At 67.4% G+C, this 12,063-nt stretch carries 13 protein-coding genes; 2 read left to right on the top strand and 11 right to left on the bottom strand.

The window, feature by feature from the left end; all coding sequences use genetic code 11:
• Positions 1–242: 242 nt before the first annotated feature.
• The 4 genes from ABQJ54_RS15075 to ABQJ54_RS15060 form a co-directional block, all read right to left on the bottom strand.
• Complete coding sequence (locus ABQJ54_RS15075) at positions 243–797, bottom strand: C40 family peptidase (protein ID WP_367855136.1); 555 nt, start codon at positions 795–797, stop codon at positions 243–245.
• Positions 798–869: 72 nt separating this feature from the next.
• Entirely contained in the window at positions 870–2,090 is a 1,221-nt protein-coding gene (locus tag ABQJ54_RS15070; protein ID WP_367855135.1) for a M56 family metallopeptidase, read from the bottom strand.
• Between the two features lies 1 nt (position 2,091).
• Entirely contained in the window at positions 2,092–2,478 is a 387-nt protein-coding gene (locus tag ABQJ54_RS15065; protein WP_367855134.1) for a BlaI/MecI/CopY family transcriptional regulator, read from the bottom strand.
• A 72-nt stretch (positions 2,479–2,550) separates the two neighbouring features.
• Positions 2,551–3,915 (bottom strand): hypothetical protein, encoded by a 1,365-nt coding sequence (locus ABQJ54_RS15060; RefSeq protein ID WP_367855133.1) that lies wholly within the window; start codon positions 3,913–3,915, stop codon positions 2,551–2,553.
• A gap of 59 nt (positions 3,916–3,974) precedes the next feature.
• Between ABQJ54_RS15060 and ABQJ54_RS15055 the strand changes: the two genes are divergently transcribed.
• The gene (locus ABQJ54_RS15055) at positions 3,975–5,234 is read left to right on the top strand and encodes an NAD(P)/FAD-dependent oxidoreductase (protein ID WP_367855132.1); all 1,260 of its coding nucleotides are present in this window, start codon (positions 3,975–3,977) and stop codon (positions 5,232–5,234) included.
• A gap of 294 nt (positions 5,235–5,528) precedes the next feature.
• Positions 5,529–5,765 carry a hypothetical protein gene (locus tag ABQJ54_RS15050; protein WP_367855131.1) on the top strand — a complete coding sequence of 79 codons (237 nt, stop codon included), beginning with the start codon at positions 5,529–5,531 and terminating at the stop codon, positions 5,763–5,765.
• Between the two features lie 131 nt (positions 5,766–5,896).
• Here ABQJ54_RS15050 and ABQJ54_RS15045 read toward each other — a convergent pair whose 3' ends face one another.
• The 7 genes from ABQJ54_RS15045 to asnS all read right to left on the bottom strand — a co-directional run bounded on the left by ABQJ54_RS15045 (position 5,897) and on the right by asnS (position 11,983).
• On the bottom strand, positions 5,897–6,328 hold the full coding sequence (locus tag ABQJ54_RS15045; RefSeq protein ID WP_367855130.1) for a RidA family protein: 432 nt from the start codon (positions 6,326–6,328) through the stop codon (positions 5,897–5,899).
• Positions 6,325–6,987, bottom strand: a complete 663-nt coding sequence (can, locus tag ABQJ54_RS15040) for a carbonate dehydratase (protein WP_367855129.1) — start codon at positions 6,985–6,987, stop codon at positions 6,325–6,327. The genes ABQJ54_RS15045 and can overlap by 4 nt, the downstream gene beginning before the upstream one ends.
• A 10-nt stretch (positions 6,988–6,997) precedes the next feature.
• Entirely contained in the window at positions 6,998–8,464 is a 1,467-nt protein-coding gene (locus ABQJ54_RS15035) for an aldehyde dehydrogenase (protein ID WP_367855128.1), read from the bottom strand.
• 91 nt (positions 8,465–8,555) lie between these two features.
• Positions 8,556–9,344: an SDR family oxidoreductase gene (locus ABQJ54_RS15030; protein ID WP_367855127.1), complete on the bottom strand. Its 789-nt coding sequence runs from the start codon at positions 9,342–9,344 to the stop codon at positions 8,556–8,558.
• 29 nt (positions 9,345–9,373) lie between these two features.
• Complete coding sequence (locus ABQJ54_RS15025; RefSeq protein ID WP_367855126.1) at positions 9,374–9,688, bottom strand: hypothetical protein; 315 nt, start codon at positions 9,686–9,688, stop codon at positions 9,374–9,376.
• A gap of 2 nt (positions 9,689–9,690) precedes the next feature.
• The gene (locus tag ABQJ54_RS15020; protein ID WP_367855125.1) at positions 9,691–10,554 is read right to left on the bottom strand and encodes a MalM family protein; all 864 of its coding nucleotides are present in this window, start codon (positions 10,552–10,554) and stop codon (positions 9,691–9,693) included.
• A 13-nt stretch (positions 10,555–10,567) separates the two neighbouring features.
• Complete coding sequence (asnS, locus tag ABQJ54_RS15015; RefSeq protein ID WP_367855124.1) at positions 10,568–11,983, bottom strand: asparagine--tRNA ligase; 1,416 nt, start codon at positions 11,981–11,983, stop codon at positions 10,568–10,570.
• Positions 11,984–12,063 lie beyond the last annotated feature (80 nt).

Raw genomic sequence — 12,063 nt, 5'->3', positions numbered from 1 at the left:
GTTTGCTTCCTCTCCCCGGAGGGGAGAGGGTTGGGGACAGGGGCCAAGCTCGCGCAATGCTGTTTCCTGGCTTTTCCCGTCGAAGAGCAAAGCCCTTTACCCATGTCGGAAAGTGCTGTCCTGCACTTTCCCGACTCGCCTGGTCCGGTCGAGCCCGGATCAGGTTCCGCTGGCCAGTTTGGTGCGACTGGCCAGCGTGCGATCCATCCGTGGATCGGATTGAGCGGCTGCGCAGCCGCCGCTCAATCCAGCACCCGCCTCCCGAACGCAAAGTGCTCGGCCCAGTACCGCCCGTCGATGTCGTCCAGCCGCACGGTGCCGCCGCTGTTGGGCGCATGCACGAAGCGGCCCTTGCCCACATAGACACCCACGTGGCTGATATGGCCGCCGATGTCGAAGAACACCAGGTCGCCGCTGACCAGCTGGGTCATGCGCTTCACCTTGCGCACGCCCATGTCCGCCATCTCGCCGGAAGTGCGCGGCAGCTGGAGGCCGGTGGCATTGCGGTAGATGTAGTCGACCAGACCACTGCAGTCGAAGCCGCCGGCAGGGGTGTTGCCGCCCCAGTGGTAGGGCGTGCCGACCAGGGCCATCGCGCGGAACAGCACGTCGTTGGCGGCGGCGATCTCGCCATCGGGGCCGCGCGCGGGTTCGTTGGCCAGGGCGGATGGGGCGATGCCGCTGCGGCGGGGGGCGCCGGCGCAGGCGGCGAGCAGGGCGATGGCGACGATCAGCAGCGCCAGGCGGGCGATGCGCGTGGGCGAAGCTGCGGATCGGGCAATGGACGGCGGATTCACCGGACAACCTCGGGGTCGGACGAGCCGAGGTTATCAATTCAATAATTCATATGCAAATCAATTGACTTTCTTCTATTTCGAACTTTGTTTCTCAACTTCGGCCTTGTCGACCATTGGCGTCAGGTTGAACGTCACCGGTACTCGCGCATAACCCTCGGCCGGCTTGCCATTCTTGATCTCCGGATTAAAACGCCACTGCGTGGCCGCGTCGCGGGCAGCCTCGGCCAGATCCGGTGCGGCCCTGGTCACCGGGTCGATATCGATCTTGAGCGGCTTGCCGTTTTTGCCGACCAGTATCTTCAGTACCACCGTGCCCTGTTCCTTGTTCTTTATCGCCGCCTTGGGATAGCGCGGCATGACGCGCGCGTTGTAGGTGAGGTCCTGACCGGCTGCACGATCCTGGATGGCGGCCTGCGCTACGAACATGCTGCCGGCCATCAGCACGGCAAGCGCGGCATAACCCGCACGGCGGCGCAGGGCGCCGGGGCGATGACGCCGGATCATGGTGAGCCGCTCCTTGAGTTGGGGCTGGTCGAGCCAGGGAATCAGCGCCGGCGCCGGGGACAGGCCGACGCTGTGCAGCAAGGTGTGGGCATAGCCGGCTTCGTCGCGCGATGCGCCGCGCAGCACCCGTTCGTCGCAGGCCAGTTCCTGGTCCAGCCGGAAGCGAGGTCGTGCCAGCCAGACCAGCGGGTGGAACCACAGCAGCGCCGCCGCCAACTCGGCGAGCAGGCTCCACAGCGCGTCGCCGCGGCGCAGATGGGTGAGTTCGTGGCGCAGCACCAGGCGCCGTTCATCCGTGGCGAAGCGTTCGAGGAAATCCGCCGGCAGCAGCAACAGGCTGCGTGGCGCCCACAGCACGGCCGGGCCGGCGGGGTGCAGGCGCAGCCGGCGAGGAGCGAGGCCGTCCAGTTCATGCCGCAGGCTCGCCGCCAGGGTGGCCGGCAGCGGACGGCTCTGCCGGCGTAGGCGCAGGTAGTGCATGGCCAGCCGCAGCAGCATCGCAACCGTGCCGGCCAGCCAGGGCCAGCACAGCCAGGGGGTGGTCGCGGCGGCATGGCTGCCTGCCATGCCGCCGACGATGGCATCGGGCAACACCCGGATGGCGGGCAGCGCGGTCCAGTGCACAGGCAGGCCCGGCAACCACGGCAGGGCCATGGCCAGCCCGGGCAGCAACCACAGGCCGAAGGCGGGGCCGGCGCCGAAGGCCTGCCGCACGGGACGGCGTGCCAGCAGCACCAGGGTCAGTGCCGCAGTGGTGAACAGCAGGCTGCGCAGCAGGACGGTCCCCATCTCAACGCTCCTTCTTTTCGATGGCATCGAGCAATTTGCGCAGTTCGGCGACATCCCTCGCGTTGAGCTTCTCGTGCTGGCTGAAGTGTGCCAGTAGCGGGCTGAGCCGGCCGCCGAACACGCGATCGAGCAGGCTGCGGCTTTCCTGTGACTGCCACTGCTCGCGGCCGAGCATGGGCGAATAGAGATAACGGCGGCCGTCCTTTTCCGCGCTCACCGCGCCCTTGCCGAGCAGGCGGCCCAGCAGGGTGCGGATGGTCTTGTCGTGCCAGTCGCACTCCTGCTGCAGGGTGGCGACGATCTCCTCGGAGGTCTGCGGCGCCTTGCGCCACAGCACCTCCATCACGCGGCTTTCGGCTTCACTGATCGTTATCGACGGGGTGGCCATGATTGCACCGGCAAAAGATTACGGGCGTAGTTCCCGATGAAACTACACCCGTAATTTTCCCAATGCAAGCGCCTATGGCTGAGGCACGTTGATGGTGTGTTCCAGCAGGTGGGTCCCATCGCTGCCGCGGGCGAGCAGCCGGTAACGGCCGGGGCGCAGGTAGAGCAGAGTGGCCTCCTTGGAGCCCATGAAGGCATAGCGGTCGGCGGTGATGGCGTCGTCCGGTTCGCCGGGGTAGTGCACATCGACCACGCAGGGGATGGAATTTCTGCAGAGCGCCGCGCTTATGGGAAAGGGCCGGCGCTTTCCGTCCAGGGAGAGCCAATCCGCCCGTTGCATCTCGTTGGTGTCGTCTATGTGCGGCAGGCCCCCCACGATGGAGTCATTCCTGTATCCGTACTTGTACTCGCCGAATGCGTGGATGGTGAGGCTGGGCGGCAGGATCACGCTGAGGTCGTAAGCGGCCGGGCGGGCGCTCCATGGCTGGCCTGTGCGCAGGTTGAGCAGCACCTCGGGTTTCCCGGACGGAAACGCATGCGCGAGCCGATGGTAGGCATCCGTGGTATCCAGGCCGGTTTCGAGGAGATCGGTCTGGTCGATCGACAGTGGCGTTATCCCGGTCAGTGCCTCCAGTCGCATCGCCATGGGACGCAACTCGCCGAGCCGCCCCACGGCCTTGTCGATATGGGCGTAACCGGCATGCACGAACAATCGCGCGTGCGGATCCTTGGCGAATACCTTCCGGTACAGGGTTTCGGCCTGGCCGTTCTCGCGTGCCTGCCCGGCGAGTCCGTTGTCGTAGGGCACGATGATGTAGCCCAGCCGGATCGCCTCCCTCACGATGTCGCCGTACACGGGGTCGCGCAGGTATTCCGTGCCGCTCTTCGAAGTGGGATAGCCCCGTTTGGCCAGATCGGGGTCGTTCTCGGTCAGCGCCTCGGCGGCAAAATAATTGAAGCCCAGGGCCCTCAGCCGGGGCAGCAGTTCCAGCGTGAGCAGGCGGGTGTGGGTGTCGTGATGCGCCTCGTTGATCATCACGATGCGCCGGTTCGCCGCGAGCGATGTGATGACGTCGGCGGCGTTGGCGGCCTTCCAGTCCGCGGCAGTCGGAAGGACCAGGTTGGACGGCAGGCGGTCCCTGAGCGGAAAACTGAAGATGGCCTGGTCGTAGAGGCCCAGCTCGTCCAGCGAGAAGGACATGAACTGCATCGCCAGCACCCGGTCGTCCGGCGCAAGCTTCGGTATTTCCTGGCTCAGGTACTGGTAGCGGGCGAGCGTATTGGGCTCGTGCCCGATCGTGTCCAGCAGTTTCAGCTCGGAGGGGTTGAACGTCTGCGCAAGGGCGCTTGCGCTGACCAGGAGCGCGACAAGAAGGACTGCACGAGAGGCGAGGTTGATCGACACACCCGGGCCAAGTGAACAGACTCGCCAGATCATGCCCGTGGCATGTGGGCAACGCAAGACGGCGGCTGCTGGCGGGCAGTTACAATCGGCCCATGGATACTTCTCATGGAGACGTGCTGGTACTCGGCGGCGGGGTGATCGGCCTGGCCTGTGCGCTGTATCTGTTGCGCAAGGGGGCCTCGGTGCGGGTGCTGGAGCAGGGCACGCCCGGCTGCGGCGCCTCGCACGGCAACTGCGGCACGATCACGCCCAGCCATGCCGCGCCGCTGGCGATGCCGGGCACCCTGGGCGTGGCGTTGCGCTCGGTGCTGCGTGCCGACGCGCCGCTCTACCTCAACCCCCGCTTCGACGGGCCGCGCCTGCGCTGGCTGCTCGGCTTCGCCCGGCACTGCAACTGGTCGGATTTCCATCGCGCCACTGCGGCGCGCTCGGCGATCTTGCAGCGTTCGCGCCTGCTGCTGGGCGGGCTGGTGCGCGACGAGTCGCTGGATTGCGAATTCGCCGAGGAAGGCGAGTTGTACGTGTACCGCACCGCGAAGGCGATGGCGGCCGACGAGCGGCACCATGCGACCGTGCTCGATCGCCTCGGCATCGAGGTGCGGCGCCTGCGCGGCGACGCGGTGGAGGCGATGGAGCCGGCATTGAAGCCCGGCGTAGCCGGCGGCCTGTTCCACCCCGGTGACGCGCGGCTACGGCCGGATCGCTATGTCGACGAACTGGCGCGTCGCGTGCGCGAACTGGGCGGCGTGATCGAGGGAGGCGCGCGTGTCGAGGGCTTCGCCACCGACGGCAGGCGCATCAGCCATGTGCGTACCACGCGCGGCGTGTTCACCGGCGAGCGCGTGCTGCTGGCACTGGGTGCGTGGTCTCCGCTGCTGGCACGTTCGCTGGGTCTGCGCCTGCCGATGCAGCCGGGCAAGGGCTACTCGATCACCTACACGCGGCCGGCGCAGGCGCCGCGCCACGCACTGGTGCTGCGCGAGGCCCAGGTCTGCGTCACCACCTGGGCCAGCGGCTACCGGCTGGGCAGCACGATGGAATTCTCCGGCTACGCCGAGGGCCTCAACCGCGCCCGTCTCGACGCGCTGCGTCGTGGTGCAGCCGCCGGATTGCACGAGCCGGAGGGCCCGGAGCAACTGGAAGAATGGTGGGGCTGGCGTCCGATGAGCGTGGACGAGGTGCCGATCATCGGCCCCAGCACGCGCTGGACCAACCTGCATCTGGCCACCGCGCACGGCATGCTGGGAGTAAGCATGTCGGCCGCCACCGGCGAACTGGTCGCCGCGCAGCTGGGTGGCGCCAAGCCGGCGCTCGACCCGTTGCCCTACGCACCTGCACGCTTCGGTTTCTGACGAGGCGGGCACCTCCCGCTGTGTGGCATGGCGCAAAGCCCTGTTCGGCGTGCGTGTCGGCGGTCATTCGCGCAGCTTGCAGATCGAGGTGAGAGGCATCGTGCGAGACCGTTTGTTATACGCCTCGTCACCAAGCTGAAGCTCGGGTATCCGTGGTCGACGCATTCCGCAAAACCTGTGCTTCGTTCAGTCCCAGTACCCCTGCGATGCTGCTATTGTGACCCCGTCGCGCCACCCGTGGCGCCGGGTTCCGGCCGGGTTCGCGATACAACAATATCGTCGAGGTTCACCGTCATGATGCGTAAACTTGCGATTGCTTCCCTGCTCGTCGCTGGCGTGGCCCTGTCCGGTTCCGTGCTGGCTCAGGAGGCTGCTCCGCAGGCCGCTCCGGCCGCGCAGACCACCCAGTCTGCCGCTCCCTCCAAGACTGCCGCACACAAGACCGCCAAGCACCACAAGTCGTCGAGCAAGCACCACAAGAAGACCACGAAGAAGTCCGCAGCGACCGAGACGCCCGCCAGCGGCGGTTGATCGTCGAGGTACCGGTATCACGAAAACCCGCCGGTTTGCCGGCGGGTTTTTTTGTGCGCTCAGGGATAAGCGCAGAGGCATTTTTTGAAATGTGCGCGGCCCGGGGATGGCTGCCCATGTGGTTTTCGCAATCAGGGACGATCGCGAAGACCAAGCGTCGCCACGCATTTCAGCTCGATCGCGATCGGCGTGGGCAGCGCAGTGATGCCCAGCGTGGTGCGGCAGGCATCCACGCCGGCGAAGTGCTCGGCGTACAGCCGGTTGTAGGCAGGGAAGTCGCGCGCCATGTCGGTGAGGAAGACGGTGATGTCGACCAGGTCTTCCCAGTGCGCGCCGCTGGCTTCCAGCACCGCGCGCACGTTGGCGAACACCTGGCGGCACTGCGCCTCGATGTCGTAGGCCACCAGCTTGCCATCGGCATCGTGGATGTTGCCGGGGATCGTGTTGCTGCCCGGTTGGCGCGGACCGACGCCGGAGAGGAACAGCAGATTGCCCACGCGCCGCGCATGCGGATAGGCGCCTACGGGCGCCGGTGCCGCGTCGGTGCGCACGATGTCACTCACTGCGTGCTCCAGCGTTCGGCCAGGCTGGCGAGCACGCCTTCGTAGGCTGCAGGCAGCTGTGCATGGCCGCGCACGTCCAGTCCCAGGTCGTGGATGTGGCCGTCCTTCAGCCCGTAGATCCAGGCATGCACGGCCAGCTGCTGGCCGCGTTCCCAGGCGTCGCGGACGATGGTGCTGTGGCACACGTTCACCGCCTGCTCGATCGCGTTGAGTTCGCACAGGCGCGCGTGGCGCACTTCGAACGCGACGGCCGGATCGAGCTTGTCGGGGTGCTTCAGCGCAACGTCGCCGATGTGGCGCAGCCAGTTGTCGATCAGGCCCAGCCGCGACTGCTGCAGTACCGCGCCGACGCCGCCGCAGCCGTAATGGCCGACCACCAGGATGTGCTTCACCTTGAGCACGTCCACCGCGAACTGGATGCAGCTGAGCGCGTTGAGATCGGTGTGCACCACCACGTTGGCCACGTTGCGGTGCACGAAGATCTCGCCCGGCGGCAGGTCGACGATCTGGGTGGATGGCACACGCGAGTCGGCGCAGCCGATCCACAGGTATTTCGGCGCCTGCTGGTGGACGAGTTTCTCGAAGTAGTCCGGTTCCTGCGCGACGACCTGGCCCGCCCAGCGCCGATTGTTGGCCAGCAGATCCTGCAACGAGTTCATCGGGGTTCCTTCAATAGCGGATGCAGACATTCTTGGGCTCGGTGAAGAAATGCAGCGCCTCGGTGCCGCCCTCGCGGCCCAGGCCCGAGTGCTTTGCGCCGCCGAACGGCGTGCGCAGGTCGCGCAGCATCCAGCAGTTGATCCACACGATGCCGAATTCCAGTTGCGCGGCGAGCCGGTGCGCACGGGCAAGATCGCGCGTCCACAGCGAGGCGGCGAGGCCGTAGCCGGTGCCGTTGGCGACCGCCAGCGCTTCTGCCTCGTCCTCGAACGGGATCAGCGTCACCGCCGGGCCGAAGATTTCCTGCTGGTTGGTGGCGGCTTCGTTCGGCAACCCCTCGATCACCGTGGGCGCCACGAACCAGCCATGCGCGCAGCGGCCGGGCACGGCGACCGCTTCGCCGCCGCACAGCACGTGGCCGCCCTCGGCGCGCGCCTGGGCAAGACAGGCCAGCACCTTGTCGTAATGGGACCTGGACACCAGCGCACCGAGGTCGCTGGCCGCATCGCAGGGGTCGCCCACGCGCAGCGCGCGCACGCGCTCCAGGTAGCGCTCGCGGAAGGTGTCGTAGATGGATCGCTGTACCAGCAGACGCGAGCCGCACAGGCAGATCTCGCCCTGGTTGGCGAAGCCCGAGCGCACGATGGTGTCGAGGTTGGCGTCGGACAGGTCTGCATCGGCGAACACGATGGTCGGGTTCTTGCCGCCCATCTCCAGCGACAACTTCTTGAACTGCGCGGCGGCCGCCGCGGCGATATGCGCGCCGGTGGCGGTGCTGCCGGTGAAGGAGATCGCCTTGACCTGCGGGTGCTCGACGAGGGCCTGGCCCACTGTGGGTCCGCGGCCGTGCACGATGTTCAGTATGCCGGGCGGCAGGCCGGCCTCGATGGCCAGCTCGCCGAGCAGGGCGGCAGTGCAGGGCGTGATCTCGGAAGGCTTGGCCACCACCGCGTTGCCCGCGGCCAGCGCGGGCGCGATCTTCCAGGTGAACAGGTACAGCGGCAGGTTCCATGGGCTGATGCAGCCCACCACGCCCAACGGCTGGCGCAGTGTGTAGTTGATCGCGCCCTGGTCTGGCTGGCCCAGCGCCATCGCATGCGATTCGCCGCTCCATGTTTCGATGGCGGCGGCGAAGTAGCGCAGGTTGCTCACCGCACGCGGAATGTCCACGCTGCGCGCGAGCTTTGCCGGCTTGCCGCTGTCGCGTGACTCCAGCGCGGCGAATTCGTCCAGCCGCGCCTCGATCAAATCCGCGAGACGATGCAGCAGGCGTGCGCGCCGTTCGGTCGGCGTGGCGGCCCAGCCCGGTGCGGCGCGTTGCGCGGCCTCGACCGCGGCGGCTACGTCGGCGGCATCGGCATCGGGGCATTGGGCGAAGATTTCGCCGGTGGCGGGCTCGAACACATCAAGCCAGCGATCGGCCTGGGGCGGCACGAGGCGGCCGTCGATCAGGTTGGCGAGTCGCGTAGGAGGCATCCGGCCAAGCTTACGCCGCGCAGCACGCGATTGCACCGGACGCTGGCGTACGCGAGGCGATCCGATTGCCGCGCCCGTTTGCGGGAACGGCTTACAGCGAGCGCATGCGCCCGCCGTCCACAGGCAGGCTGACACCGGTGATGTAGCTGGCGGCAGGGGAGGCGAGGAAGGCCACCGCGGCGGCGATTTCCGCCGGTTCGGCGAAGCGGTGCATCGGCACCTCGGCCTCCATCGCCTGCTGCACCTCGACCAGCGACTTGCCGCTCTTTTGTGCACGCACGGCGACGATCTGCTCGATGCGCGGCGTGCGGGTGGAGCCGGGCAGTACGTTGTTGACGGTGATGCCGAACGGCGCCAGCTCGCCGGCCAGGGTCTTGGCCCAGCTGGCCACTGCGCCGCGCGTGGTGTTGGACACGCCGATGCCCGGAATCGGCTCGCGCACCGAGGTGGAGATCACGTTGACGATGCGGCCCCAGCCCGCCGCGCGCATGCCCGGCACTGCCGCCTGTGCCAGCGTGTGGCAGGCCAGCAGGTGCTGGCGCCAGGCGGCGAGGAAGTCTTCGGGACTCGCGTCGAGCACGCTGCCGGGTGGCGGGCCGCCGCTGTTGTTGACCAGGACATGCACCGGTGCGGCGGCGACGAGCGCCTCGGCCTGCGTGCGCAGCGCGGCGATGTCGCCCACGTCGGCGACGACGAAGTCGTGGCGTTGCGCCGCGTGTGTGCGCGGCAGCTCGCGCACCAGCGCCTCCAACGCCTCGGCGCGGCGCGCCAGCACGGTGACGCTGGCACCCAGCGCGGCCAGCTCGATCGCGCTGGCGCGGCCGATGCCTTGCGAGGCGCCGCAGACCAGGGCATGGCGGTCGTCGAGTTGCAGTTGCATGGGCGTGCTCCGGTGGTCGATTGGGTCGCTCAGCCCCAGCGCAGGCGGATCGCCAATGCGGCCAGCCAGCACAGCCAGCCCAGCCACTGGCTGTAGCGCCAGACGCCGCGCCAGCGGTCGATGTCGCGATCCTGCAGCGCTGGCAGCGCAGGCGAACGCAGCACGTATTGCATGCGCATCCATATATGCAACGGGCCGGTCCTGCCCTTGGCGGATTCGGTCACCACCTGCCAGTGTTGCGGGTAACGCTGGCGCATCAGCGTGGCCACCCGGAACGGTGCCACGTAGGAGAGCACGAACAAGGCGACGCCGGCGAACAGCAGGCCCAGGTAGATGGCCAGCACGCTCAGCTCCCCTTGGTCTTGGCGGCGCTGCCGGTGTCGGTGCTGCTGGTGTTGCTGCTCCATGGCAGCGGCAGGGCACTGCGCAAGGTGTTCAGTACGCCGTCGCCTTCCTTCGGCTTCTTGCAGACCGCGTTGTCCACCGCCTTGGCGTAGCTGGAGTTCATCATGCCCACCCAGATCGTGCCGTCCGGCCCGTGCGGCACGCTGAAGGTGCCGCTGGAACCCATGTCCAGCGTAGGCATGCTGGTCGAGGTGGACTGCGCGGAAAACGCCGCCGGCGACTGCTCCCAGTAGGTCTTCCCGCCTTGCTGGGCGGCTGAGCTGTAGACCAGCAGGTAGCGCGCCTGCTTGCTGGCGACGGTGACGCTGCCGAATGCGCCGGAGGTCGCGTCGCTCCAGCCCATGTGCTCGCACAGCGAGATGTCGTCGGAGCCGATCGGCTGGAAGCCGCTGTCCAGCAGCACCACGGTGGGGGCGAACAGGTAGCTGGACTTCAGCCAGCGGCCGTTCAATTCCGACTTGAACGCCACGCGGTAGGGCAGCTTGGCGGCCTCGGGCAGGCGGAAGGCAAGGAAGTAGCTGTGCGTGCCGTTGATGTTCGCCACGCTGCTGCCGCTGCCAAGGGTGAACGGCTGCGGTTGCCAGGGCAACAGGCTCTGGTAGGAGAAGTCGGCGAAGCTGGTGCAGCAGGGCGTGGCGTCGAGCAGGCGCTGCTGCGCCTGCTTGAGCGGATCGTTGCTGTTTTCCGGCGCGCGCAGGTTCGGCGGCACCAGGCTCGTCGGCACCAGGTCCTTCACGGTGTGACAGCCGGCCAGCAGCACGCCGGCGGCAAGGGCAAGGAACAGGGCAGGGAACCGGTGCTTCATGGTTGGGGGGTACTCAGAATTCGGCCGTCCCTGCCGCACGCGGATAGGGGATGGCGTCGCGGATGTTGGAGAGACCGCAGACGTAGACCAGCAGGCGCTCGAAACCGAGGCCGAAGCCGGCATGGGGCACCGTGCCATAGCGGCGCAGGTCGCGGTACCAGCCATAGGTCATGGGGTCGAGGCCGAACTGCACCATGCGGCGGTCGAGGTAGTCCAGGCGCTCCTCGCGCTGGCTGCCGCCGATGATTTCGCCGATGCCCGGCGCCAGCACGTCCATCGCCGCCACGGTCTTTTCGTCGTCGTTGAGGCGCATGTAGAAGGCCTTGATCGCCTCGGGGTAGTTCATTACGACAACCGGACGGCCGATATGTTTCTCGGCCAGGTAACGTTCGTGCTCGGTCTGCAGGTCGATGCCCCAGGCCACCGGGTATTCGAATTTCTGCCCGGATTTCCTGAGGATGTCCACCGCTTCGGTGTAGTCGATGCGCTCGAACGGCTGCGCGATGAAGGTTTCCAGCCGGGTGACGGCTTCCGGCAGCACGCGTTCGGCGAAGAACGCCATGTCGTCCGGACGCTCCTCCAGCACCGCCTTGAAAATCGCCTTGAGGAAGCCCTCGGCGCAGTCGGCGTCGGCCGCGAGGTCGGCGAAGGCGATCTCCGGCTCCACCATCCAGAACTCGGCGAGGTGGCGCGGGGTGTTGGAGTTCTCGGCGCGGAAGGTGGGGCCGAAGGTGTAGACCTTGCTCATCGCGAGGCAGTAGGCCTCCACGTTGAGCTGGCCGGACACGGTGAGGAAGGCCTCGCGGCCGAAGAAGTCCTTGCGGAAGTCGATCTTGCCGTCCGGTGTGCGCGGCAGGTTGGCCAGGTCCAGCGTGGACAGGCGGAACATGTCGCCGGCGCCCTCGGCGTCCGAGGTGGTGATGATCGGCGTGTTGATCCAGAAAAAGCCCTGCTCGGTGAGATGGCGGTGGATCGCCGTCATCATGGTGTGGCGCACGCGCGTCACCGCGCCGAACAGGTTGGTGCGCGGGCGCAGGTGGGCGACCTCGCGCAGGAACTCCATCGAGTGCTGCTTGGGCTGGATCGGATAGGTCTCCGGATCGTCCACGAAGCCGGTGACCTCGATGCGGTCGGCCTGGATCTCGAACGCCTGGCCCTTGCCCTGCGAGGGGACCAGGGTGCCCGAGACGATCACGCCGGCGCCGGCAGTCAAGTGTTTTACTTCACCGTCGTAATTGGCCAGCGTGGCTGGAGCCACCGCCTGGATGGGGTCGAAGCAGGAGCCGTCGGTGACGCTGACGAAAGACAGGCCGGCCTTGGAGTCGCGGCGGGTGCGCACCCAGCCGCGCACGGTCACGGAGCTGCCGGCTTCGAGCTTGCCGGAAAGTGCCTGCTTCACACTGCATGCCGTGGGGCGGACCGCCGTCATGGATTGAAACTCCCGTTGGTGCACCACATCTCGTGGGTGCATGAAATCGCTGGAACGCGCATCCTGCGGAGCGCGTGGAC

It is taken from the genome of Rhodanobacter lycopersici (assembly GCF_040812335.1).
Lineage (GTDB): Bacteria > Pseudomonadota > Gammaproteobacteria > Xanthomonadales > Rhodanobacteraceae > Rhodanobacter_A > Rhodanobacter_A lycopersici.
Note: the sequence above shows the minus strand (reverse complement) of the source record. Positions and strands in the feature narration are given on the sequence as shown.